The sequence below is a fragment of the Herbaspirillum sp. alder98 genome (genome assembly GCF_020179755.1).
GTDB lineage: Bacteria > Pseudomonadota > Gammaproteobacteria > Burkholderiales > Burkholderiaceae_D > Herbaspirillum.
Genome location: NZ_JAIUCY010000010.1, coordinates 144,396 through 170,023 on the forward strand (window position 1 = coordinate 144,396; position 25,628 = coordinate 170,023).

Consider the following 25,628-nt stretch of genomic DNA (forward strand, 5'->3'; position numbering starts at 1 on the left):
GTCATGGTAGAGTGACAAACTGTCATGTTAAGGATGGAACGCAGATGGCTACCCTCCCGCCGCTACCCAATCTCCAGGCCTTCGAAGCAGTCGCGCGGCGAAAAAGCTTTGCGGGTGCCGCGAGCGAGTTGCATGTCACGGCATCTGCGGTCAGCCATCAAGTGGCCAGGCTCGAAGCTTTCCTGGGGGTACGCCTGTTTGAGCGAAGCTCTCACGCGGTGGTCATCACCGATGCCGGTGAAAGCTTTCTGGCGCGTGTGCAGGGGGCGTTATCGGCTATCACGGCCGCGTCGATGGACGTCAAACAAGGTGTGAGCAAGAGTCTTTACATTCACTCTGCACCGAGCATCGCGAGTCTCTGGCTGATGCTCCGCTTGAACGATTTCGCCCGCTCCTTTCCGGAAATATCATTCAACCTGTCCGCTGCGCATACGCCGAGTAATTTCGAACTGGGAGAGGCCGATATCGATATTCGCTACGGCATCCCCAATTGGCCAGGCTTGCAAGTCGAGCCACTTTTTGAGGAACGCATCATTCCGCTGGCGAGTCCTGAATTCATCAGGGAGAATCGCCTTCGAAAACCTGAAGATCTGCGGGATGTGAAGCTGATTCGAAGCAATGTCAGCGTGATTCAGTGGGCGGACTGGCTGGGGAAATTTTCGAAGGTGAGGCCGCCAGAGCAATTTCCGGTTCGATTTGACCGGGCCCAAATGTCTCTTGATGCCGCGACTCAAGGGCTGGGGGTGGCGTTGGAGAGCGCGACGGTGGCCGCACAGCACATAAAGGAAGGAAAGCTTGAGCCGGTATTTGGTCTTTCTAAATGCATCAAGGTTAAAGCGCACTTCGCCGTCTATCCTTCACATCACATCAAGCGTCCTGCTGTTGCGGCGTTTCTGGGATGGTTGCGTCAGCAGGCCAGGATTCAATAAAGATGGGTGGTAGGAGCGGCTTAGTTTGACCGGCTGTTGAATTGCATCCAAATCCGCCCCAATTTTGCAGACTCACCTTCGCGGCATTTCAACGCCTGATCGCCAGATTATTCAAGAATTCTTCTGCCTGCACGGGGCGTTGAAATTCGTTCCAGTGCAAATGAGCGTACTGCGGGTCTGCGCGAAGCTGAGAGAATTTGTGGCGATTTTTTTCGAAGGTCGTATATGCCCAAAGGAGTATCGAATCCCGTGAGAGGAATGCCATACGCAATGATTCTCTGTTGCCGTGGGAAAGTCTGGTCCTAAAAATGCCGCGACTGATAGTGCGCCAGATCACGCGCGGGAATACAACGGACTTATCGTAGTTGAGCCAGATGACATGAGTTGCGCGCGACCATAGCAACTCACGTACCGCGCTGTAGTTGCCGTCGGCTACCCATCGATCTCCGACTGTGGCGTCATCTACCGCACTTTCGAATTGAGAGTGAGAAACAGCCTGCCAGTTTTCACCCCAGTAGAGCTCGTCTAGCTCTACATAAGGGCATTTTGTTGACTTGGCCAGGGCCTGAGCGAAGGTTGACTTACCCGCTCCACTGGTACCTACAACAATGTAGCGCATGATTGGCCTCGTAAGATGGCGCGACATTAGACTGCGGCAGCGTTCTTTCTATCACTAGCATGCTGCTCGCGGACGTTACCAATACGTTTTACAAGTTATCAAAGTGGTGGGCGCGATTGTTGAAGCCATTGTTGAACGGACGGTCTCTGCCACTGCCTCTGAGCATACGTCGCTAATTTGTGTGGAACAAAGTCTCCATGGAGAGCCAGGCGGTTTAGCATTAGAGCCAGATCGACGTCGGCAATCGTCCAATCTCCGAAGAGATATTCGGCGTCGTCTTCAAGCAAATCGTCGGCTGCAGCAAAAAGCTTGTGTGCGGCCGCCTCTGCAACGTTAGACAATGCAGCTCTTTTGGCTCCATAAAAAACGACTTCGGTATTTCTTTCCTGCCTTATTGGCATCAGGTCACTACGAATCCAGGCTTGAACTTGTCTTGCTCGGGCCTTTCGTTTCCTATCCACAGGATAGAGCCGGTTGTTGGGGAACACTTCATCCAGATACTCGGTAATTGCGGATGACTCGGAAAGAATGAATTCTCCATGACGCAGCGCAGGGACTCTAGCGGTTAGCGATAGCCGAGCATAAGCTTCATCCCTATTGGCCCCCGCCCCAAGGTCTATGGTGGACATATCGAATTTCAAACCCTTTTCGACCAAAGCGACGAATACGGACATTGCATAGGGGCTGGCGAACTGCGCATCCGCATATAGATGTAAAGCTGAGCTAGTCATAGATGTAATTTTCCAATTATGTCTTTCGAAGTCCGCTTCTACCGGCGGTTGAAACCGCCGCCGATAGCAGAAGTTACATTGCCAGTGTCTCAAAACAGAAGCCAGCCGGATAGGTGGCTTTAATTTTTGGCGCAGCTTTAATTTCCGGCCATCTTTATTCGGGCCCGACCAACTTTATTCATTGGTATCAGGGGCGCAAATTAGGTTGAATATGGGGGGGCAAAGGCGTTCTTTTTTAGCGCAAGTCGTCAGAAATGAAAGTCGCTATTTTTAGGTTGGTATTAGGTTATGGGTCGATTCGTTAGCGAAAAAAAAAGCCTCCCATTCTTAACGGGAGGCCTTTCATTTTTGGCAGATACAAGTGTTATTCCCCAATGAAAAGGTTTTGGAGATTTGGCACCAAGGCATATAAGCCCATGATTCAGAAGTCGAATTTTCTCTCCCTCTGCCATCACGTATAGCTTCAACGACCCCATGCGTGTGCAAATTCCGGCGTATTCCAAAAATACCAAATGAAAGAGCTATTTATCAGATGCCGCCTGGGGTTGCGCCGTATCAGACCTCTCATGAAAAGGGATTGCGGGTATGTCTCCCAACGCCGGATAGAGCTTCAAAAGGAGGGCCAACATAGTGTTTAGTAGCTCCACGGCATCAGCGGTGACCGCCGGCAACAGGCGATGGGTTATTCGCGGAATTCTATGGAAGCGGTGCAACGGGTTGAAGCAGGTCACGAAGTTGGAATCGCGGATAGCGCCCCAGTGGCCGTGTGCATACGTTGAGGTCCAGTCGTAGTATTTGTCGTAGACGTCCTTCGTTCCTCCCTCCATGGCCAGCTTTCGCAGGTTCAAATTGGCCCAGTGTCCAGTATTGACGTCGACAAATTCCTGCCATGTATCTTCGTTGGCCATCTGGAAGAGAGCCTCCTGGTCCATGAATCCGGGCACCGTGCCGTCCCCAATTTCTGTCTTCAGGAAGGCGAGCTTTGTCTGCCCGTTGCCGAAATTTCGATATTCATACCAAAGCTCCTTGTCGTCCTTTGCAGCGAGATACGCGAACGAGATGTAGAGTTCAGCCAAAGTCCGCAGCCCAATACGGCCGGTAATCAAGGATGCTCTGGACGGGCCACATACCTCAGCTGTGACGGAGAGCGCGTATAGCATGATGCCGAAGGCGCCATCGTGTCGATAATCAATAGCCGTGGTGGTCGTTGTATCGACAAATCCATTGAGCACGTTCATCCGTAGGGCAATGAGGTCTTCCTGCTTAACCTTCTTTTCCACCTGCACTTCATAGTCCGTCCTTTTTGACGAGTCGATGCACCCGGTGCGCTGATAGAGCTCGTCCCAGAAGTCGGTCATCCATGTTAGCGGCGCCCTCATGGACCTGAATGAGCCTTCCATAGAGCGAATTAAGGGCCGAACTTGTCGCAAATCTCCTGAATTTGGAAAATCAAGAATCTCTTCGACATCCTTCTTCATCTTGATGGGAAATTGCACTTTGCCGAATGCCATTCCAATGTAGACCTTAAACCATCGAATATCCGTGCTTATTTCAGACTGATGGTCAGCTGCTGGAGCCATTGCTGCTGCGAGTACGTCGAAATTCGGTTCTTCCGTAGGGAAGCAGCGAGCCCAGTGTTCATAGCCGGGGAGAGTGGTCAGTGTTCCTAAGGTCGCAAGACCGACAGCACAATTTGGCCAGTTGTTCAAAAGCGCAGCGAGGTCGTCGAATGTTGCATTCGATAGCTTGGCGAGCTCAGTCATCTCGATATCGCAGCTAGGGCCTACGGGGTCAGCGGGATTGGCCGCGGGCGCTGCCTTCATTTGTTCTTCATGTGTCGGAAGATTCTTGATGCACCAGTCCGTCACGACTCGGAAGCACTTTAGATACTCTTCGCGCGGAAGTGCTTGAGCGACCACAAAGGCCCAGAGCATTTCAGGTGCGCCATCATCGAGCCAGGAGTTCTTAGTGATGGGCAGCTTGTTCAAGGGTGGCACCATTTTCTTGCCGACCTTTTGATGCTCAAAAATCGATGAATAATTGAAATCTTGGAATTTGGTCTTCTTTTTCGATGCCTTTGTGCTCACTGGTGGCCCCTTTTATTGTTTTGAATTGCTGTAGTCGTTCGAATCCATTACTCGCCTCAGGCCTGATGTTTCAACTAAGGTGTGAAGCTGCTATCTGGATTGTTAGTTTGCTGCTGATGTGCCTGTGGCCGTACAGGTGCCTGGAAGGTCGTGCGCGAATTCACTGATTTATGCGAGAACAAGAGCCAGAAGGAGCGGCTGTGTCTGCTGCCCAACAGGGCTACTAAGTCACTCATTGTTGGATGTAGATTAGGCCAAAAGCTATTTGGCCCGGCTTGGGATGCGACTCCAAGCCATTCAGAGAGCTGTAAGAGGTCATCCATTTTCACACATGGCCACGCAAAGCCGGTCGTGCTCCAAACTACGGCTTTTAATGGATGATTTACTTTTGAAGTAGCTGCCTTGTGCGCTTTGACAAGGAAATGGATATATGCGGCCATTGCTTCGGCAGTTAGGCCGAGAAGGCTAATGCCTCCTCCTAAATTTTTTAATCCTTTGTAGGTAGTTACGCTAAGGTCGTAGTCCGGTACTGCCTTGTATTTTCTGTTTGCGTAAAGTTTCGTGGCCACTTTGTAGTAGTGCGCAGACATCAGAGAAATTTCTTGGTGCGGGATGCTCCCCACTTGATAGGGCTCATTCGTGACATCAGCCATCACCAAATGGTGGCCTAGATTGGACATCTTATAGAATAATTCACGTGCTTTTTCAGAAGGCGAATTAGTGGGATTCTGTTTGTCAGCGCTCCGCAGTCTATCGATAGCACCGAAAATTTTGATAATCGGCTTGATGGACTCACTGGTTGAGTCGGATGCGCTCGACTTTAGTTCGAACAGGAAAAATCTTCCTTGCATGGCATACAGAACATCTGCTGTGGCGGTCTCAACGTTTCCATCCATTTTGACCATTAGCTCCGGCACGCCCAATGGTTTGGCACCATGTTGCCATTGGAGGTCGCGCAAGGCGACTATCAAAGAATCTTCCCAAACCTTATTAAAGCTGCGAGGGAGGCGAATCGGTGGGGCTTTGGTAGTTGTCGTCACAAAATTCTCACACTAATAATTTGTCTGCTATTGCAGTCCTTGGCTTCATTACGTCCGCAATAGCGGGCATTAACGCCTTTAGAGGAGGCGCTAGATTTTGGCCATCTTGCTGGCTCTAGTCAGTGGCCCTAAACTGCCTTCAATGACCGGTATTCAAATTACACAGCCTAAGGAGGTGCGGATGACTGGTCTCGCTAAATAACGGTCAGTTTCATCCTTGAGGTCGACCTGCGAACACTAAACACGAACTCTTGTGCCCACTCATCAAGTTGACGTCACCATTCGATGACGGCGAGTGCTCCTTTCACGGATGCTACCTTTCCGATATCCAGCATTTCAGCCGCAATTATCGGGCGTCGCGGGTCATCTAGCGCAACGAGGTTGTCAGGGCAAAGTCACGTGCAGACTGCGATTAATTTCCGTTGCTCGGTAGGTGTCATGGGTAGTTCAAGGATGTGTTTTCTCAACAATATCACGGTTCAGTAGACTCGCTCTCCCATGAACTCCCTCGACGACATTTCCAATTTCCTTCGCAATGAGTTGAGCGAGAGAGCATTCAACTACTCCGCCTTGGACATCGAATTGGGACTGGCAGAGGGCACCATCGTGCGCATCCTGGACGCCGCCGGCGACTACTCGGTCATGGAGCTGATGACAGTCCTGGACCGGTTCGGTCTCGAACTCGACATTTTCGAGAGTGATGAGCTGAAGCGCATGAAGGGGCAGGGCAACGGACTGGCGGCAGAACCCACCGTCAGAACAAAGGTCCAGATTGCTGTTGACCGTCTCCGCGAGCAGCCTGCTTCGCCCAAGGAGGACTGAGGTATATGGAGCACAACTTTATCCTCCGATACCGGCTAGACCCGGCCGACGCCGCCAGTGATGTGGACGATATCCTCGAACGGCTCGGCGAGGCTGGCTGCATGGATGCTCTCGTTGAGATAGGTGCGCCAGGGCAAATAGTTCTCGATTTCGCGCGCAGTTCTACTTCTTTGCAGCAGGCAATTCGAATTGCTGTAGCGGACGTGGAAAGGGCCATACCTACTGCGGTTCTGTATTCGACGGAGGTTCCGGAAAACGGAGAGAAAGTGGACGAGCTTCTCATGGCGAGACTGGTCATCATGGAACGCCTAATGACCGAGCTGACTGCCTGGATTGAAGCGAATCAGCTCACGTACGCCGGCGCCGCAGCAATATTTGGGGTGAAGCCTGCGCGGGTGTATGAAATAACCAGGATGAATCCTCAGAATCTCACCATTGATGCCCTCGTGGACAAGTTATTGCGAGCGGGGAAGAGTGTTCGCTTTGAGATATGTCAGCCGTCCTCGAGCTAGTGGAAGAGTTCTCCATTCCGTCCAATATCCATATTGGCGAATCTGTGCACGTCTGCATCCAAAGGGACCTAGCGTTCCGCCCTGGCTGGCGACTGAACGGCCCATATCTAGTCGACCTCCATGTGGGAGTGTCCATTCGTCTCGCAAAAAACTATGCTGGGTTGAATCTCAGTGCTGCAAATGAGGTGGCTCTACGATACGTGCTTGAACACGTCGATGGCTTTGCGCCCTGGTTGCATTGATGTTCGCGAAATCGACGATTGAAGGCATAGCCAAGATTCTTTGTGGGAAAAATGGTCCTGAACCGTTTGCATAAATTGGCATTGAATACTGATTTATGCAAATGATTCAAGCGGCAACAGACGCTGAGATTCGCTTCGGCGAAGAGGTGTTAGCTCATCCTGCCGGCACTATAGAGAACGCGCAGAGTGAAGTTATTGCGCCGCCAAGGAGGTCGCACTACGCTATCTGTTGGAGAATGTGGACGGCATCGCGCCCTGGCTGCATTGATGTTTGCAGTTTCAGCGTCAGCTTGATAACCTATGTTCAAGGACCTCTTCAGCCGACTCGAGAGGTCGCCCGCCAAGTTCGGCTTGGCCTAGCAACCGCTAGGTAAGAGGAATCGGACCCGATGGACCAGAAGCCCCGCTAGTCGGGGCTTCTGCATTCATGCCCAATAAATAGGCAGTCCTGGTGGCGCCCAATCAGGAACCAGCATGGCGAGCCAATAACTTGAGTTATCCACAGCCTTTTCCAACTAAAACGGGGATAAGTACGGAGCCGGGTGCCATTTATGGATTGCTTGACACGAACTCGACGGATGACTAATCTTGTTTCTAGGCTTCCTGGACCCAACTTGTCGTCGAGTTAAACAGGTGATGCACTTCAATATTTCCTGACCTTCAATCCGAGGTCGGTGCTTAAACGACGAACGCCGGCCATATAGACGATTGAGGTGTATCCATGGCGAGCATTCCGCTCTCAGCTCAGGCCGTTAAGGCCGTCAAAACTGACCTGACCAAATGGTTCGATGAGTGCAAATCTGCTCATCTGTCTGAAGCTTTAGCATATGCGCTCGGCTTCAACACCAACGCTGCGCTGCTCAAAGAAATGGAACTACAGGGTAATGACCCTCTGTTCTATATCGTGGACGAAGAGCGGCTGACGAAACGGCTCAATGCACTCGGGTATCCCGTTGCAAACGACTTCTTCTTTGATGCGGCCGATATTCCGGAGATGCGGGAGACGCTGTGTCTGCGGTCGTTTGACATCGAATATAAAACCAAGCGGCAAAAGGCGTGGCGAAACTTGATGGTTTCGGCCGTCAACGAGGCGTTACGTCGACGGCTCTTTTCTCTTCGCCTTGACGACAACCGTTGGCCATCGCATCAGACAATGGGGTCTCATATTTTCGAGTTTCAGTTGACCACTGGTGACCTTGCCCGGGTAAAAATCAGGGATATTGGGCACTCGGAAATTGCGGTCGAGGTGATGCTGAACCCTCGAACGGGCGGTAGCCCTAACGCCTACTATGCGACTCTTCAGGAATGCGACGCCGTCGCGATGAGTTGGCTGGAGAGAAGAGATGGCGCTTGGCTGCAGAGTGCGCTGGATTCGTTCCGCTGCAAAAGGCACGTATTGGAAAGGCTTCTTACACTCGAAGTTGAGCCACTTGGCTACGGTGATAAAGGGGCTGTGAAGTAGCCTGGAGTATGTGGAGCCGACTTCAAGGTCGGCTTTTTTTAGGTCGCTACCGATGTTTTTGCGCCATTTAAAACAGAGATGCCGCTATGCTTGCGCGTAGTCGAGCTCTCTAGCTTAACGCCGGTAATTATTCTCAATCATCTGCGACAGGTAATGGATACGCTTTATCACTATACGAGCCTGAACGGTATCACTGGAATTCTTGGAAGTCGCTCCATCTGGGCTACGCATACTTCGTTCTTAAATGACTCGAGTGAGTTTTTTCATGGATTGTCATTTGCGAAGAGGATAGCCAGTCAAATCTTTATGGAAGATGACTACCTCGCAGCTTTTGGCTGGGCGGTTCGAGACGGCCTTCAGGCTGTTTTGGCGGATAGTCTCTACGTTGCCTCCTTCAGTGCGGGGGGCGACGTCCTTAGCCAATGGCGCGGATACTGTCCTGTGGGTGCCGGCGTTTGTCTTGGGTTCGCTGTTCCTCAAGTCCAGAACTTTTGCGATGGGAAAGGATACAGGCTTGAGAAGTGTATCTACGAGCACGAACAACAGTTCCATCGTGTTAACTCTCTCGTAGAAAAGTGCTTTGACATGTTTCCAAAGCCAAGCATAACGAGGGCTGAGTACGATAGCTTAGACTCCAAAAGCCAAGTAGATGCGCATTTTAACTATCAACAAATGACCTCTGAAGGACCTGGTAAGCAACAGGCAATCGAAGCAGTTACCTGGTTGTGCGCCGAAGTTGCAGAACTTGTCCCTCTCTTCAAAAACGAAGGATTTCATGAAGAGTCAGAGTGGCGTATCGTCGCCAATAAGCCTCAAGAGATGGTGAAGTTTCGCGCGAATTCGTCCTGCCTAGCGCCGTATGTCGAGTTAGAGCTTCTCTCAAATGTGGCAAAGTCAGCCCTTCGTGAAGTCATCATAGGCCCAAATCCAAACCAAAGGCGCTGTCAGCTATCTGTCGAAATGTTGCTGAAGTCGAACGGATTGACTGATGTCGACGTCAAAGTCTCACCGTTACCATTTACCAGTTGGTGAAAAACCAGTGAAGTGCATGGTGCACCGAATTTCGATGGACAACCGCGAGGGACAGTAGCAGAAGGCGTTCGGGTTGAGAAATTACGCCCTGAATGAAAGGCGCCGACTTGAGGTCGGCGCTGGCGGTTACTTCAATTTTATCTTCATCTCAGGTCGTTGGTCGAGAGAGCCAATCTTCCAAGCGTAGGTGCCAAAGAGGCCGAAGAATTTAGGTTCGCTCGTAGCGTTGTGAGATATCACTGTGGCATTCTTGGGCAGGACCACTTCCAAGGTGCCATCAATCTTGATACCCAACTTTGAAAGCTCTTGGACGTCTTTTGCGGCCAGCTTCGGAGACGAGATTGTGATAACGCCATCCTTGGCGTGTGAGACCGAGAATATCTCCATCATCTTCAGGTTCTCGCCAGCCTTTTTCTTCGCCAGAAGCTTGAGCTGATAGCGGCCGTGTCCAAGGTATTCAGCGGACTGGACCATTGGGTCGTTCTTCATCTTTGCCGCTTCGGCCTTCAGACCTTCTTCATCTTTGGCGCGTAGTGAGCCGGTCTTCTTCTCTTCAGCGGCAGCCATCGCATGCACTGCGGTGCCATCGTAGGCAAATGTGTAGTCGCCATTGGATGCGAAATCGGCCTTGGCCTTGAACGACTCAGGAATCAGACAGCCAGTTAGCAACACCGCGCTAGCAGCGAAAGCGGCCATTAAACGTTTCGACAATATCTTCCCCTTATTGTGTTTTCACGAGGCAATAAGGTCGCCGAAATGTTGCCAATTGTCAATTCCGTGCTGCCCATCCTGAATCAAGGCAAGAGTTGATGAAACATAGTAAATTCACAAATTCTGACGGGGAGTCAGGAATACGAGGTGACGCAATGTCACCGCTCAATTGCAGCATCTCTGTAGGGGAGGAAGCGCATGAGTCCAGAAACACAAGCTGCTGAAAGCGGCGGAGAGAAAGTGGTGCGGGGTAACGGGAGTATTGCGCACAGCATTATTGGCGGATTTATTGATGACCTGGCTCAGAAGGAGGGCTATGGTGAAATCGCCAAAAAACTGGAAGAGACGCTACTCTCTGGTGCCAAGCCAACAGATATCACGTTACGCCTGGCGATGTTCGGGGAGGACGCCTTGTGATTCGGGCCAAACAAATCTCTATCCGTGAGTTCCGCGGTGTGCGCGAACTTACGCTGAACCTGAATGAAAAAAACTTCGCTATCTGCGGCCCGAATGGCACTGGCAAGAGCGGAATCGTAGACGCCATTGAGTTTGCACTAACCGGGAATATCTCGCGTCTATCAGGCGCCGGCACTGGAGGGCTGACCGTCAAAGAGCATGGGCCGCACGTCGATAGCAGAAACAAGCCGGAAAACGCTCAAGTTTCACTTACCGTGCATATCCCATCGCTGAAGCAGGATGTCACAATCGTTCGAACAGTAAAGGCAGCGAAGACGCCCAAGTTGGTTCCAGACACAGCCGAAATCCGTGCGGTTCTGAATAAGGTTTCGCTTCATCCTGAATTCAAGCTGTCCCGCCGCGAACTGATTCGATATGTCCTGGCCGAACCAGGTAAGCGTTCACAGGAAGTGCAAGAGCTTCTCCGGCTTGATGAGATTGAGGCGACTCGCGCTCTGTTGCAAAAGATATCAAATGCGTGCACGAAGGACTTTACCAATCAGAAGGATGCAAGGGACCGCGCCGGCATCGCGCTAACTTCAGCTATAGCTGTGACCAAGCTGTCAGCCGCAAGCATACTTGAGGCGGCAAACGCTAAGCGTGCGCTCCTCGGCCTTCCGCCAATAGCGGAGCTGGAGGCGAATACTTCCATCAAGGATGGTCTGGTTTCTACGACCGCTACTCCGATTCAAGCTTCCAAGGTCGCTAAGGCTGTGGCAAAGGCAGACTTGGAAACGACGCGATTGGCGCTGAAGAATCTGGTTGGCGAAGAACACAAGGCGTGGATTACAGCGGCCTCCTTTCAAGTGGCGCAACTTACATCAGATGTAGAGTTTCTTAAAGGCGCTTCCAAATCGCAGCTGATTCAGGCTGCGTTGAAAAGCTACGACGAGCAAGTATGCCCTGTTTGCGATACGCCCTGGACGCCCGAACATTTCCGAAAGCATCTCACAGAGAAGCTAAATAAGTATGCAGCGGCAACGAAGAAGAAGAGCGATGCCGCGAATGAAATACAGCCACTAATCACGGGTCTGGGGGAGCTTAGGCGTTCATTACTTACTGCTGCGAAGTATGGCCCGCAGCTAATGCCGCCCGTAGAGTGTCCAGAGGTGAAGAATTTCGTGGCTAGCACAGACGCGAAAATTCAAACGTTGTCGAACCTCCTACCGCTGGAGGAGACAATAGCTATTCTTGCTGAAATATCCGTCGTGCCGACCGCAATTGGTGACGAGCTCACCAAGCTTGAAGTGGCGGTAGCAGCGCTGCCAGAGCCCTCTCAGCAAGATGCAGCCCGTGACTTCCTGAGTGTGGGGCAAGAGCGATTGGTTGCCTATCGCGATGCATCTCTACGGCTGAAGAAGGCTGCGAGCGCTGCTGAAACTGCTAAGACCGTTTTGGATACGTTCGGGGAATCGACGACGGCAGCGTTGGATAAGATTTACAAAGACGTTGAGGAATCGTTCAGCCGGCTATATCGGCTGGTGAATCACGATGACGAGGATAACTTTAAGGCTTTACTAAAGCCGTCGATGGGTAAGCTGGGCTTTGACGTGGACTTTTATGGACGCGGTTTTTTTCCTCCAGGTGCTTATCACAGTGAAGGGCATCAAGACGGTATGGGGCTATGCCTCTATCTGGCGTTGATGAGTCACCTCGCAGGGGATGCATTCATTTTTGCGGTGCTGGACGATGTATTGATGTCTGTGGATTCTGGGCACCGGCGCGAAGTAAGTCGCATGCTCAAGAGCGAATTCCCCAATACCCAATTTGTGCTCACAACTCATGATGAAGTTTGGCTGAAGCACATGCGGTCGGCTGGCCTTGTAGATGGAAAGCAGTTCGCTCACTTTCGAACCTGGAACGTTGACGCTGGGCCTACGGAATGGGACGGAAAGGATGTGTGGCAAGAACTTGAGGAGTTGTTAGCCAAGAATGACGTGAGGGCGGCCGCAGCACTGTTGCGAAATTATCTTGAATATTTATCGAAGGAATTGTGCCAGTCGCTTCGGGCAAGTGTTGAATTTCGAGGTGACATGCAATTCACCTTGGGGGCGTTGCTTCCTAATGCGATTGCCAAGATGAAGAAGCTACTTAAGGCGGGGCGAGTGGCTACTGAATCTTGGGGCCAAACCGAGAAGTCCGCTGTAATCGTGGCACGTGAAGAGTCATTCAACTTAGCAACGCAGGCTACCCAGGCTGAGCAGTGGCAGCTCAATACATTGGTCCACTATAACGAGTGGGCAAACATGCATAAGGGTGATTTTGAGCATGTTGTGAAGGCGTTTCGGGCACTTGAGGATTTGTTCTTATGCCGGACATGCAACTCGACTCTATACATCACTCCTGACTATGGAGAGGCTGAATCGCTCACATGCCTTTGCGGTGAGTCGCATTTTACGACAAAGAAGAAGGCCGCCGCCTAACGGCTCTAATTATGTTGTGCTGCGATAGGCACTATAGAAACCGAGGTACTGGACTACATAAGAAGAGCCGCCAATATAGGTGGCTCTTTTCACATTTGAGCTATGGGATGTTCGATGCTGCGGCCCGATGAGAATTCTCTGTAGTCCAGTTGGGGAATGTGGCCGATACCACTAAACCAAGTGCTGCTATCCTTGGCGTAAGTGATATTCCAATAAGGGGCGTAAGTGAGGCGAATTGATAGCGGTCTAAATTTCACCGAGGCACGGAAAGTTCTGCGTGAGCGTTTCATACGGTTCCTACCGGTAAATCAAGATGGCCGTGTAGATTCGCGCTTCGAACCGACGCCTCCGCTCTCGGATAGAGAGCTTGTAGTGTTCTTGCAGAGACTAGAAATTCAATCAGGTGCGGACCTGGAGTGTGCCAGGCTTGCCTACGAGGCCACACGACTTGAGCAACAGATTGGAGAACAGTCGCCGTTAACAGCGACGGAAAATACTCGGAGCGAGAGAACCGAAAATGAGACGATAACTACAACAAGAGATGGGAAGATATCCGTCCGTATTCGGGTCTCTGGCGGCCAATATTCCTTCGAGGGCTTAAATCCCGTTCCAACGTTCAACGAGATGCTGGACGCGGGTTGGATTCTACAATCGTGGAACAGATTTTCAGTTCCTCGGACTATTCATTATGAACTCTTGCGCCACACTGAAGAATGTACAAAGGCGTTGCGCACTATAGATTTGAAGCGGAATGAACATCTTTATAGCACTTCGACAGCAGGCCTTCAGCAAGACGTCAGGGTTAGAGACCTTCTCTACGAGGTCGAAGAGGGAACCTATGTGCCTTTGTCGATTTCGTGCGTAGCGCCAGGGTGGGTATTGGCTCGATTGTGGGACACACCAGAAAATGAAGATATATCCGACGATGATGCTAGATTTAGCCGCTGGCTAGACCGGCGTTCCTGTTTCAGACACCCACAGTTTTCAGCGTACAAATATCTACGCGACGAGCATCTCGCTACTTTCGTAGAGACTGCCAAAAGGGTACTTGAATATCCCACTTCAACTCCGAATTGGCCAGAATTCGAAGCGCAGGTTGGAAGACCGGAGGCGCTTTTGAAGTCGGGAGGGGCATTTAGAAGTCTCGAAACCGAGACTCTCAAACGGGCATATTGGCTAAAACGTGGATTGCCTGAGCATACCTTTCATGACCACATAGAGACGCGAGGCGCGGCGGTAGTTGGTCTGCTCTTAAGGTCATTAAGTGATAGTCCATTTGACTCATGTCACATTGGACCTTGGTTGATGAAGGTGGGAGTCCAGAGACCTGTTGTGCTTGGGATGATAGATGCGCATGCCCGGACTTGCCCTGCCATACTTGCCGACATGCTCCTGGCAAAGGAAACGTGCACATTCGCTTGCAGCATTATCGCCAGTTGGCACTTCCACGATGCAGGGTGGTTCAACGAGTTTCAGGCCCCAGCAAATTCCGTGACCAACTTGCTAGCTTTTGATGATGCGTTAGCGGTCCTTGGCGCGCACCTAGAAAATGATGAGATTCCCGCCTGCGAGATGGCGTCGCTGTATGAGTATGTTTTCAAGTTGACGCAAGGACCACGTAATGTAAGTCGCAGCCGAGAAAGCCTAGCGCTCCTGCGCGAAGAACTGATGTCGACATCTGGCGCTTATTACGATTCGGTTGTACTTGAGCTAATCAACGAAACTCACAAGTCAAATTTCACGCTAACCACGTTTTGTGCAGCGCTGGATTTGGCTGCAGACGATGTTTGCCTGGAGCGGATAGAACCTAAATCCATTGTCGGGTGTTATCTCGATGTAATTCTATTTAGAGATGTTTATCTATCTCGACAAATGCTCGATGTGAATGGTGCGCATGCTTTGTGTGCGTTGGCCATAAGAGCGGGGGGGGAATTATGGGAAAGATTTGCAGGCATCTTGGATATCGAAAAATGGCGGTTAGAGCACGAACAGAGTTCACAGCCGAACGTGATTGATTTTTCTTGGGATGCTTGCGCTCGGATTCGCCACCATGCGCGACTGTTGGCGCGAGCTATAGCTGGCTGGCCAACAAAGCCACCAGAAAAATTGGTAGAAGCGTTGGCCCAAGCCATCGAGATTGGTGCCACTGACCGTCCTGACCGTAACCAATTTGCGGCGTTTTCCCCAGCAATGGGGTTCGGTGATAACTCTTCTCAGGAGCCCTCAATTGCGAAAGACTTTGCAGCCGCATTGATGCGGCTTCCAAAAGAATGCGTGGAGATATTGGTCAGCAGTATTTGCCAAATCGACGAGCCTGCAATATTGGCAGGAATTGTGGCGGAAACGTCCGAATTGATACATCAGCCAATTAAAAAGCGAATCAATGCGCTGCGTCCAGCGTCTACCCAAGCTGTTTACAGTATTTCAGCACTCAATGCTCGTATTGATGCGTTACTCAATGCCGAAATGGTTGAGGCAGCAATTCCTTTTGTCGAAAGTTTGAGAAGCGTGGAGACGTTGGGACCAGTTCAGGGACGTGAGTTGGATTTGTTACGTACTGAACTTAGGGTGCAGTTTCTGCAGAAAGACTGGAAGGGACTCGCTGCTCGTACACCGAACAGAAACGACTATGACATGGAGCTGCGGAGGCAATACGAAATTATCAACTTCTTTCAAGCAGTTGCAGAGATGTCCAATCCAAATGGAGATATTGCGGTCGCGGAAGCCAAATTCAAAGAGTTGGAAACGCTAAATCGGACATCTACGGCGTACCCCCTTAATCTCTTCGCGGCCCGGGTTCACCGAATACTTCGGACTGATTCTTTGCAGATTCTGCGTGGGGACTCGTTGGCGGAAGCACGTCGTTTTCTACTTGGAGCTGGAAAATATTTGGTTCCGCGGGTCAAGCTTGATAAAAAACAATCCCGGATACTGGACTTCAATCGTGCGGTCTTGTATTTGGCTGCCGGTCAGCCAAGCCAGACTTTGAATTTGCTCAACTCCCTTTGCGACGAACATCCGATGGAGAATGTCGAGGGATTTAGAGCACTTGCGATTGCCCGTATTAGCTCCGTAGATGAGGCTAAAACTATCTTAATGGCTGCGGAGCGGCAATTTGGAAGGACGGAATTCTTAGCAGGAATACGCGCCAATATCGATGAAAAACGGCCTTTTTTTACTGCTCCGCATTTGTCCATTGATGAAAATCCATTGCCGGGCATTCGGCATGCAATAGCACAATTTCATAGACTAGGGCACGTCGACCAAGCACAAATACTTCACTCTCGCGGAAACCTCCATCAATATCTGATGGAAGAGGTGAGAGAAGCATGCGCAAGCTTAACTGGATTGGTACCGATGATGCAGAACCTTGCAGTGGTGAGCGAGAATGATATTTCGGGTGTGCTCAAACAGTTGCTTCGTTCGCGCCTGGTGTTTCCTCAGTGGGCAGTTGAAGACCAATCACGAGGTGGATGGTCAGAGCGCGGCGGTGCGGGAAATCGGGACCTTGTCATTAGTAAAGGAACGGCCGAGTTAGCAGTTATTGAGGCGCTCAAGGTTGGCTCCGTGGAAAAGGGACCTCTGAGTTCTCATTTCCGAAAGCTACTTGGATACAGTGAATGCTCGAATTTCTTCCATGTCACTTACGTGATGAACTCTAATTGTGCCGGTGTGCTTAATTTTCTTAAGGATGCGTGTCGGAATCCTCCTCACCCTGAAATTCACCTAGTGAGAATTGACGACCTGCCGAAGGTGGACTCGTGTCCAATTGGATTTGAAGCGTACTACACGATTGGCGAGAGAAAGTGCTATGTGGTTTTTCTCGCGCTAGATATGGAGCAGATGGTTCAGAAAAAAGCTGCGCAGATACAACGAGCGAAACCTTAGGCTCATGCAAGGCAAGCTACCAAGGCAGGCGTGGGATATATATCTTGATAATTTCTTCAGCATTTATTCCCCCCGCACTCCTTAGATTCACGTGCTTTAGGCAGCCTATAATGTACGCATACTCGGCGGGCTGCGAGAAACATACATCCCCGGGGAGCACTATCCAACCCGTAAAGGGCGAAGCCGAAAGCGGTCTAGCCCTTTGTGTTTATGTGGGCCGTTATTTCATGCCACTATTCTTGCTGGAAAAGAGAGGCGCGCGGATTACTTTTTGACCCATCAGGAGAGAAGATGCATTCCAGGGCGTAACGCACGATATGTCAGTTCAGACAGCCTGGCGTTGACGGCACCCGGGCTAGCCACGATGAGCGTGCTTGCGGCAATACGGTCAAAGTCAGCTCGGAAATGCACTGAGCTCTTAAGTGCGATGACATGGCATTCCGTTGGCTCAATGCCAAAGTGCGTAAGAATGGATTGGTCTGCTGCCTGCATCTTCGAAGATGCAACGATTATCCGGACGCCGTTTATTCGCAAAAGAGCCATGTTCCCAAGGCGAATTTCCATACCGCCCCACATTGGCCCAGTACCGGTGAACTGACCGTCGCTCAGGCGCTCGACGAGGTAATTTCCCCGTATCGGTTCGCTGCCAGGCCCATTCAGCTTCCCTCCAAGGGCGACACTCAGCGTGGCCCCGATACCTGCTTCATGAGCTAACGCTGCGACTTCTGGGTCATAGAGCATGGCGACCACAGCATTCTTCGCGTTAGCTGCAATCAGCGCTTGCAACAACCCAGTGGTGTCCATTTTTCCACCGCCGCCAGGGTTGTCCTGAGTGTCCGCCAAGATAACTGGATAGTTGCCTCGCGCTGCCTGCTCAATAGCCTGTCGTACGGCGTCATCAGCGTCATAGAATCGTGCGTCGAAACGCGGCACGGCCTCTTCGAAAGCAGTATGCAACTCTGAAACTGCCCTTTGCACTTTCTCGATGTCGCTTCCATAGCCGAAAATTGCAGGGCCGCAGTCGTAGATGTCTGCGAGCGGAAAACCCAGTGTCATCGAGAGAAGAACATCATGTTTATGCTCAAGATGCTCCAGGAAGCGATACAGAGAAGCGGTTGGTTCAGCGAGCGTACATTCCGCGGTCAATGACAGAAGCACATTCAGCTGAACCATTTCTTTCGCTAGCGAACTGCCTTCCTCGAGGCGGCGAATCAACGCCTTTGCTGTTCGTTTTCCACTATCTGCCATGTCGACATGGGGGTAAGTCCGATAACCCACCATGATGTCGCTGGCGTCAAACATCTCCCTCGAGACATTTGCGTGTAAGTCCAAGCTTACTGCCAGGGGAATATTCCCGATTTGATGGCGAATGTTCTTGAGAAGAATGCCCTCAGCATCATCATGAAGGTCACTGGCCATGGCGCCGTGAAGGTCCAGATACACCCCATCAAGTGGACCACATAACTTGAGAGAATCAAGCAGCAGCTTCTGTAAGTGCTCGAATGCATTTTGCTCGACACGTCCACTTGGCGTGGCCGCAGTCCAAATAAGTGGTACAGGCTCATTTCCTGACTGACGGATAGCCTCGATAGCGCCTGCCGCAGGAAGATTCATGCCATGGAGCGTATCGAGCATATCATTGCCAATTTGGAGACTGGGCCAGCCTCCACCGTCAATAAAATGCTCCAGCAATGCCGGCGAATTTGAGAAAGTATTTGTCTCATGCTGGAAACCAGCAACCGCGATACGCGCCATGGATTACATCACTTAAGCGTTGCCAGCCACAAACAGCTGGCGGGGAGTCTTCGTCAGCAATTCCATACCGTTCTCAGTGACCAATACCGTTTCACTGAATGCGATGCCGGATGCCGAGACGTACATATGGAAGCACATTCCAGCTTGCAACTCCCAATCCGAATTGGGCAGGAAGATGCGAGAAAAGTCACTGGTACGTGGCGTAGACAAAGGGAAGTAGCCCAGCGAATATCCGGTGATGTTCGGATAGGTGTTGCGTAGGCCTTGTTTCAGCGCTGCTTCGCGCACCATCGCATCGAGTTCTGCAGCAGAAGCGCCAGGTTTCATGGCTGCGAACTGTTTGTCTTGGATATCGAGCAGCTGTTCAGCGATATCGCGTTGTTTCTGGGAGCTTTCGGCAATAACAGCGGGGCGCATCAGACGAGCGCTATAGCCATTGACATAGGGCAGCAACTCCATGTGCAAGATGTCTCCGCACGCCATAGGGTGGCTGTGAAGGTTGCCATGCAAGAATGCGTCGCCTGTGCCAGAAGTGATAATGCCTGCTCGCGCACTATCGGCGCCCATACGCATAAAGACACTGTGAACAATGCCTGCCGTATCGCGTTCAGAGGTTCCGATGTTTGCTGCGGCAACTGCTTCAGTCAGGGCTACGTCTGCGATATGTGCAGCGCGGCGAAGATAGGCAATCTCGGCAGGCGACTTGCTTGCACGAACCACCTCCAGAACTCCGCTAAAGTCAGCAAAGTTCACCGAAGGAAGGAGTTCCTTCAAGCGTTTGAATCGACGCAGCGTCATGCAATAAGATTCTTCGTCTAGCCCTAACTTAACTGCTCCCCAGCCACGATTCTTGATGGTGTTCGCGACGACCTCCAACGGGTCTTCCCAATCCAAGAATCCGATGTAATCGGATATCCATGAATTTTCCAGGAAGGGGCCTTCGTCGACTGCGCGCAAAATCATGACGGGCGCACCATCTGCCGGCAGCAAGCATGCCCGATACATATTTTCAGAAATCGAGAAACCCGTGAGGTAAAAGAGGAACTCAGTTTGGTCAATCAGCAGCAAGTCGATGCCGCGTTGTCGCATGTGACTGCGCACGGTGGCGATTCGTTGCTGATACTCATCAGGACTGAAAAGCAAAGTGTTTTTTGACATGGCGATGTGTATTTAAGTTATTTGCGGCGGCCAACGAAGTTCGCGGCCAGTAGTGCAATGATGGATACGAGGACCAAAAAGGCACTGACGGCAGCAATCTTTGGGTCGAGTTGGAACAAGACGGCATTCCAGATACGTACCGGTAGGGTCTGTCCACTGCTACCGGCGAGGAAGAGTGCAATCAGGAGCTCGTCGAACGAACTCAGGAAGGCGAAAATACAGGCGGACATCAGTCCGGGCGCAATGATTGGCAGGGTGATGCGTCGAAACGCCGTCCAGCGAGATGCGCCTAGGCTTAGCGCCGCGTTCTCGAGGCGAGAATCGAAGCCTTGCAGTGTCGCCGATAAAATGATGACGGCGACCGGTATGGAAACCACGGCGTGTCCGACGACAATCGATAAAAGACCATCCAGCTTGATATCGCCGAAGAAGAAGAACATTGCCATGGCCGATATCACGTTCGGAACAATCATCGGCAACAGGATGAGTGCGTAGACCGCTTGCTTGCCGCGGAACTGATACCGCACAAGTGCCAGCGCAGCGCCCAAGCTGATGACCACTGAGAGCAAGGTCGATGCAACCGCAATCTTCAAGCTGAACCAGATTGATGACAGCCAGGCCGAATCGGTGAGGATGGAGATAATCCATTTCAGCGACCAACCCGGCGGTGGAAACGACAGGTAATCAGACGAGGTCAGCGCCAATGGAAAAATGATTAATATGGGCAGCGCTAGAAACATCAACACAAGCACTGCCGAAATCACGACCAGCGGGCCGGGAAAGCGGGGCATCATAGTTTGGACTCGAAAAGACGTTGCAGGCCGACAGTGCGCTGGTAAATGGCGAACAACACCAAGGTGCAAGCCAACAGAACAGTAGACAAGGCAGAGGCGAATCCCCAATCGAAATAGGTTTCCACCTGAGATTCAATGACCATGGATATCATGCTGTCCTCCTGGTTGCCCATGAGCGCAGGCGTGATAAAGAATCCAAGCGAGAGGATGAACACCAATAAGCTCCCGGCTGCGACACCTGGCATCGATAACGGAAAGAACACTCGCCAGAAGGCACGGGTCCTGGAGGCGCCCAGGCTTTCAGCCGCACGAAGCAGACCCGTATCGATTCCTCGCATGACGCTGTATAACGCCAGGACCATATACGGCAGAAGGATGTAGCTCATTCCTATCATCACCGACAAACGGTTGTACATCAGCTTCAGAGGCTGACCAATCAGCCCCACTGACATGAGCAACTGGTTGATAAGGCCGTCCGTGCCCAACAGCACCATCCATGCGTAAGTGCGGACCAGGACGCTTGTGAAATAGGGGACGATGACAAGAATCATCAGCAGTCCCGCTAGTCGCGGCTTGATTTGGGACAGGAAATACGACAACGGGTATGCGAGAACCAGCGATAACACCGTGACCAGGCCAGCAATTTCGAACGTAATGCCAACGACCTGGAAATAGGTTGGCTCTCGGAGCAGGCGCTCGTAGTGACGCCAGGTGAATGCGGGGTCAAATATGCTGCGCGCGAGCATATTGCCGAGGGGGTAGATAAAAAATACCGCCAGCAGCACCAACGCCGGTAAGAGCAGCCACCACGCAGGAGAGTACCGGTGCCGCCTGGTTGCCGGTGGCGCGATTCGGGGAGGGGATGTGCTCACGCTTACGCCTCTTCAGCGGGCACCAGCCACACGCTCTCCGGCTGCCAGCCTAAATTCACCTGGCTACCCTCGCTCCATTGTGCTGCGTCAGTCATTCTCTGCAACTGGGCCATGACTTGCAGTGTCTGCCCACCGCCTTGTTCCACTAGCAGCTTCACCATGTGGCCGAGGTACTGCATCTCGCGGATGCGGCCGCTTACACTGTTGCCCTCGGTCCCCTGGCCCATAGTGATTTTTTCCGGGCGCAGTATCCCAACGACGCTCACACCTTCAGAGAGGTTTGCTGGGCCGGACGCTTGAATTCGCGCTCCGCCCGAGAGTTCTACGACATACTTTCCTGAGTCGGTACGCTCGACGACCTTCCCATCCAGCGTATTGGACTGCCCGATGAACTGCGCCACCCATTGGTTGGCGGGGCGGTCATATATCTCTGCCGGCGCCGCAATTTGGGCGATGCCGCCGTCCTGCATCACGGCAATCCGGTCGGACATCGTCAACGCTTCTTCCTGGTCGTGAGTCACAAATACGACTGTAGCGCCCGAGTTGCGATGCAGCCGTCGAATTTCCATCTGCATGTGTTCGCGCAGATTCTTATCTAGCGCCCCCAGCGGTTCATCCATCAACATCGCCTGCGGGCGAAAAATCAATGCACGAGCGAGTGCAATACGCTGCTGCTGGCCACCCGAAAGTTCACGGGGGAGTCGTTCGCCCTTATCCGCAAGCTGCACCTGAGCCAGGCCATCGGCAACACGACGAGCAATCTCCGACTTGGAGACACCACGCATCTCAAGAGGGAAAGCCAGGTTTTGGGCTACGGTAAGATGCGGGAAAAGGGCATAGTTTTGGAAGACGACACCCAAGTCACGCTTGCCAGGTGGCAGCTTCGTAACATCCCGTCCACCAATGAGAATTTGGCCACTGCTGGGGGCGGTAAAGCCCGCCAGCATCATCAATGTGGTGGTCTTGCCCGAGCCACTGGAACCAAGAAGGGTGACAAATTCGCCCGCCTTGATATCCAAATCCAGCTCGCGAACTGCAGCTGCGTCGCCATAGAACTTACTGATGCCACGCAGCTTCAATTCAGTGCCCAGCTTTTCCTGGGCGGCTTTTGCTTCCATTACGTTCTCCGCAGAATCCACGATTGCCACTGTTCTCCGATGGTGGAGAGGTTGTCGCTCCACCACTGCGCGTTCTGGTCGAAACCAACGCTGAAGTGGTCAGGCATACTTGGCAGCTTGGCCGCATCTTCGGGGCGTACCAGCTTCACTGCTGCCTGGTTTGTCGGACCGTAGGCGATGTAGCGTGTGAGCGCGGCCTGTACCTTAGGTTGCAGGGCAAAGTCGATGAAAATTTGGGCGTTTGCCGCATTGGGCGAGTTCTTGATTACGCTCCAATACTGGACTTGACGTTTCGCCTGGTTCCATTCGATGGCCAGCGGCGCTCCCTTGTCAATAAGGTCCTGGGCGCGGCCGTTCCAGATTGCGCCGATGACTGCCTCTTTGCGCTCGAGCAACTGAGCCGATGCGGCACCGGTGTCCCACCACTTAACGACGTCCTTCTTGATACGGTCCAGCGACTTGAGGGCACGAGGCACATCCAGCGGATAAAGCTTGTCCTTGGGCACGCCGTCGGCGAGCAAGGCAAATTCCAATTCGGCGGCACCCGACTTCTGGTCCGCCAGGGTCCGTGCACCTGGGAACTTCGAGACATCCCAGAATTCGGCCCACGACTTGGGATGGTTGGCGCTCTTGAAGACGTCGGTGTTGTAGACCATAACGGTGGCAAAGTAGAGATTGCCGACCATGTTGGGGTGCCGCACACCGGGTTGAATGTCATTGGGATTGGTGTACTTCATCTTCGAGTACGCAATCGGTTCCAGCGCGCCGATTTTGTCCAGCGACAGGAGCGCAACATCCAGCAGGTCCACGACGTCCACTTGAACGCGTTTGGCTTCGACCATCGCGCGAATCTGTGCCGCTGTGGCTGGCTGCACTACCACTTCAATGCCAGTCGCTTCCGTGAAAGGCTTATACAGAGCTTTGTCCATGGCCTCCTGGTAAGCGCCACCCAAGCCGCGGACCACCACCTGCTGCTTACCTTGTGCGCGGACGGAGCTGGATGCTGTGAGCAGCGGAGCGGCGCTGCTGACTGCCAATGCACCTGCGCCTGCCGCTTGAAGGAAGCGGCGACGTGACAATGTGGTGCTCTCGGCGGCAGAATTATTTTGTTCCGCTTTTGCTTCCGGCTTTTCGTTGTCCATTTTTCCCATCTTGTTTCCCCTTTGTTGGGCGCCCAGCTTTGGGCGATGATGCAGTTGATGAAAGGTTATGTTGCGAACCCCGATTCTCGATGCCTGCTTTCAGATGTCCTTCAAGCGTCTGGTCCGATACTGAGTTGCCTTCGCTCTGCCAGTGGCCGAGGGTGCGCCATACTTCATCTGAACCGCGAAGAAGCTGCGCAACATTCTCAGCATCGTGAATAGTGATTAGAACGATGAGCCAGTTAATCAGGGCCATGGTTCCTGCCTGAGACCACCAGGCAAATGAAGAGGTGTCCCTAGCGACAAAGAAACTCTGGTGTGAAAGAGCTGCCAGCGGAGAGGAAGGGCGGTCGGTAATAGCGACGATGTGCGCACCTCGACTTTTGGCTACGCGCATGATGTCGACGGTGTATGGAAGGTATCGGATGTAGCCGATACCGATAACGACATCGTCCTTATGTATCAGGCGAAGTTGGTCGGAGATATCTCCGTTCCCAATATTGAGCAACGCAGCTTTTCCCGTCACCTGGTTCAGATGTAGGGTCAGATATGACGCCATTGGATGTGTCGTACCGTGGCCACTCACCCAGATGCGACGGGCGCCGATGAGTTTTTTCGCTACTACATTGCCCAATTCTGTGGAATTGAGCTGCGAGGTGTTTCTCGCCAACAAGCTGTCAATCTCAAACAGCTCGGTCTTCAATTCGTCCATGTCCGACGGCGGCTGGCGTGGTCCCATTCCAGAGGCTCCGGCCCGTTCCAAGAGGCCGTCTCGCAGAGCTGCACGCAGATTGGGGAAGCCGTCGTAGCCAAGTGCCTTCGCGAGCCTCACAACCGCAGCATCGCTTTGACCTGCCGCGTCAGCCAGCTGCCGTGCGGTCAGGAAGGCTGCCGTTTCTGCGTTGTCGAGAATGTAGCTGGCCAATTGTTTCTGAGCAGTGGTCAGGTTTTCTACGTTTTCGGCTAACGTCTGTTGGAATGTAAGTGCAGTCATTGTCGTGAATGTTTCAGCGAGTTGAGTTAACTGTAGTAAATGCTACAGAGGCGGTCAAGCGTTTTTAATGGTGCGAAGAGGGAGCTATTTTGGTGCAATTTGCCGGTGAGTATTTGATGATATTTGCCGGCTTCGGCTATGGGGGCAACAGGTTATTGAGCCATTGCATACGACGAGCGAGCAATAAAACTGCCTCTCCGTTCGTCAATGATTTTTTCTTTGTTGGGCAGAATTGGAACGACTGCGTGTCCTGAGGAGACGCATTCGATGCGTCATGGTCGGGACCAATGTGCTAGGTGTTCTCGGATTTTTTATTGCGCAGCAGCGTCCATTCTAGGAAGAGATAGTTCGCTGCGTTGCCCATTGCGGTCGAGCCAAGTTAGTTACGGCGAAGCAGCTCGGACCGAGGCAAGTTTTCCCGATATTTTCAGATGGCTTCAATTGCCTCGCCGATGATATCCGCTTTGTAGTAGCCATTTACGGAATCGAACCTGGCGAAAATGGACCAGACGAGTCTCCCGATTTGCTTCACTCGCTCATAGTTATCACTTGGCAGAAGACGACAAAGGAGAACTTCATTTAGGTGGCTGAGCATTACATGTGCATCCTCTACAAGGATTTGCGTATTGTTCAGTGTGGACTCGATTGAGTAGGAAAATTGCTGCAAATATGTCTCTAGCTGCATTAGGCGTTCGTCTTTGTTGATTTGCATTGAAAACTGACCCACTTATGGAGTGAACCCCTCGGGCTGGACCAAGGCCTGGAGATGAAGTGATACGCTTGTCGAGCCTTCTCAGGAGGAGCGACATCATGGCATCACGAGGTCCCTATCGGCGGCACA

Annotated in this window: 20 protein-coding genes; 8 read left to right on the forward strand and 12 right to left on the reverse strand. The window is 52.1% G+C overall.

Going from position 1 to position 25,628, the window contains the following annotated elements; translation table 11 throughout:
• Window positions 1–44: 44 nt before the first annotated feature.
• Window positions 45–929, forward strand: coding sequence for a LysR substrate-binding domain-containing protein (locus LBW87_RS19870; protein ID WP_225203197.1), 885 nt, complete (start codon window positions 45–47; stop codon window positions 927–929).
• 88 nt (window positions 930–1,017) lie between these two features.
• On the opposite strand, the gene LBW87_RS19875 is transcribed toward LBW87_RS19870, so the two are convergent.
• From LBW87_RS19875 to LBW87_RS19890, 4 genes are all read right to left on the reverse strand, one after another.
• Window positions 1,018–1,548: a toxin gene (locus tag LBW87_RS19875; RefSeq protein WP_225203198.1), complete on the reverse strand. Its 531-nt coding sequence runs from the start codon at window positions 1,546–1,548 to the stop codon at window positions 1,018–1,020.
• A gap of 98 nt (window positions 1,549–1,646) precedes the next feature.
• Complete coding sequence (yfcF, locus tag LBW87_RS19880) at window positions 1,647–2,279, reverse strand: glutathione transferase (protein WP_225203199.1); 633 nt, start codon at window positions 2,277–2,279, stop codon at window positions 1,647–1,649.
• 521 nt (window positions 2,280–2,800) lie between these two features.
• Window positions 2,801–4,366, reverse strand: a complete 1,566-nt coding sequence (locus LBW87_RS24020) for a DUF5677 domain-containing protein (protein ID WP_225203200.1) — start codon at window positions 4,364–4,366, stop codon at window positions 2,801–2,803.
• Between the two features lie 74 nt (window positions 4,367–4,440).
• The gene (locus tag LBW87_RS19890) at window positions 4,441–5,406 is read right to left on the reverse strand and encodes a hypothetical protein (RefSeq protein WP_225203201.1); all 966 of its coding nucleotides are present in this window, start codon (window positions 5,404–5,406) and stop codon (window positions 4,441–4,443) included.
• Between the two features lie 498 nt (window positions 5,407–5,904).
• On the opposite strand from LBW87_RS19890, the gene LBW87_RS19895 reads away from it, so the two are divergent.
• The 4 genes from LBW87_RS19895 to LBW87_RS19910 all read left to right on the forward strand — a co-directional run bounded on the left by LBW87_RS19895 (window position 5,905) and on the right by LBW87_RS19910 (window position 9,476).
• On the forward strand, window positions 5,905–6,228 hold the full coding sequence (locus LBW87_RS19895; protein WP_225203202.1) for a hypothetical protein: 324 nt from the start codon (window positions 5,905–5,907) through the stop codon (window positions 6,226–6,228).
• A gap of 5 nt (window positions 6,229–6,233) precedes the next feature.
• Window positions 6,234–6,740 (forward strand): XRE family transcriptional regulator, encoded by a 507-nt coding sequence (locus LBW87_RS19900; RefSeq protein WP_225203203.1) that lies wholly within the window; start codon window positions 6,234–6,236, stop codon window positions 6,738–6,740.
• Window positions 6,741–7,703: 963 nt separating this feature from the next.
• The gene (locus tag LBW87_RS19905; RefSeq protein WP_225203204.1) at window positions 7,704–8,444 is read left to right on the forward strand and encodes a hypothetical protein; all 741 of its coding nucleotides are present in this window, start codon (window positions 7,704–7,706) and stop codon (window positions 8,442–8,444) included.
• Window positions 8,445–8,597: 153 nt separating this feature from the next.
• Window positions 8,598–9,476: a DUF2971 domain-containing protein gene (locus LBW87_RS19910; RefSeq protein WP_225203205.1), complete on the forward strand. Its 879-nt coding sequence runs from the start codon at window positions 8,598–8,600 to the stop codon at window positions 9,474–9,476.
• A 126-nt stretch (window positions 9,477–9,602) separates the two neighbouring features.
• On the opposite strand, the gene LBW87_RS19915 is transcribed toward LBW87_RS19910, so the two are convergent.
• A complete protein-coding gene (locus tag LBW87_RS19915; protein WP_225203206.1) occupies window positions 9,603–10,187 on the reverse strand; it encodes a hypothetical protein in 585 nt (194 codons plus the stop codon).
• A 198-nt stretch (window positions 10,188–10,385) separates the two neighbouring features.
• Between LBW87_RS19915 and LBW87_RS19920 the strand changes: the two genes are divergently transcribed.
• From LBW87_RS19920 to LBW87_RS19930, 3 genes are all read left to right on the forward strand, one after another.
• Window positions 10,386–10,604 (forward strand): hypothetical protein, encoded by a 219-nt coding sequence (locus LBW87_RS19920; RefSeq protein ID WP_225203207.1) that lies wholly within the window; start codon window positions 10,386–10,388, stop codon window positions 10,602–10,604.
• On the forward strand, window positions 10,601–13,066 hold the full coding sequence (locus LBW87_RS19925; RefSeq protein ID WP_225203208.1) for an ATP-binding protein: 2,466 nt from the start codon (window positions 10,601–10,603) through the stop codon (window positions 13,064–13,066). The genes LBW87_RS19920 and LBW87_RS19925 overlap by 4 nt, the downstream gene beginning before the upstream one ends.
• 1,491 nt (window positions 13,067–14,557) lie before the next feature.
• On the forward strand, window positions 14,558–16,954 hold the full coding sequence (locus LBW87_RS19930; protein ID WP_225203209.1) for a hypothetical protein: 2,397 nt from the start codon (window positions 14,558–14,560) through the stop codon (window positions 16,952–16,954).
• A gap of 279 nt (window positions 16,955–17,233) precedes the next feature.
• On the opposite strand, the gene LBW87_RS19935 is transcribed toward LBW87_RS19930, so the two are convergent.
• Genes LBW87_RS19935 through LBW87_RS19965 form a run of 7 tightly spaced genes read right to left on the reverse strand, consistent with a single transcriptional unit; the run spans window position 17,234 to window position 24,787 of the window.
• Window positions 17,234–18,709 carry a M81 family metallopeptidase gene (locus LBW87_RS19935; protein ID WP_225203210.1) on the reverse strand — a complete coding sequence of 492 codons (1,476 nt, stop codon included), beginning with the start codon at window positions 18,707–18,709 and terminating at the stop codon, window positions 17,234–17,236.
• Between the two features lie 12 nt (window positions 18,710–18,721).
• A complete protein-coding gene (locus LBW87_RS19940) occupies window positions 18,722–19,867 on the reverse strand; it encodes a M24 family metallopeptidase (protein WP_225203211.1) in 1,146 nt (381 codons plus the stop codon).
• A gap of 17 nt (window positions 19,868–19,884) precedes the next feature.
• Window positions 19,885–20,661 carry an ABC transporter permease gene (locus LBW87_RS19945; protein WP_225203212.1) on the reverse strand — a complete coding sequence of 259 codons (777 nt, stop codon included), beginning with the start codon at window positions 20,659–20,661 and terminating at the stop codon, window positions 19,885–19,887.
• Window positions 20,658–21,533 carry an ABC transporter permease gene (locus LBW87_RS19950; RefSeq protein WP_225203213.1) on the reverse strand — a complete coding sequence of 292 codons (876 nt, stop codon included), beginning with the start codon at window positions 21,531–21,533 and terminating at the stop codon, window positions 20,658–20,660. Before LBW87_RS19950 ends, LBW87_RS19945 begins: the two co-directional genes overlap by 4 nt.
• 2 nt (window positions 21,534–21,535) lie before the next feature.
• Window positions 21,536–22,651 carry an ABC transporter ATP-binding protein gene (locus LBW87_RS19955; RefSeq protein WP_225203214.1) on the reverse strand — a complete coding sequence of 372 codons (1,116 nt, stop codon included), beginning with the start codon at window positions 22,649–22,651 and terminating at the stop codon, window positions 21,536–21,538.
• Complete coding sequence (locus LBW87_RS19960) at window positions 22,651–23,793, reverse strand: ABC transporter substrate-binding protein (protein ID WP_225203215.1); 1,143 nt, start codon at window positions 23,791–23,793, stop codon at window positions 22,651–22,653. The genes LBW87_RS19955 and LBW87_RS19960 overlap by 1 nt, the downstream gene beginning before the upstream one ends.
• Window positions 23,753–24,787 (reverse strand): MurR/RpiR family transcriptional regulator, encoded by a 1,035-nt coding sequence (locus tag LBW87_RS19965; RefSeq protein WP_225203216.1) that lies wholly within the window; start codon window positions 24,785–24,787, stop codon window positions 23,753–23,755. Before LBW87_RS19965 ends, LBW87_RS19960 begins: the two co-directional genes overlap by 41 nt.
• Between the last annotated feature and the right edge of the window lie 841 nt (window positions 24,788–25,628).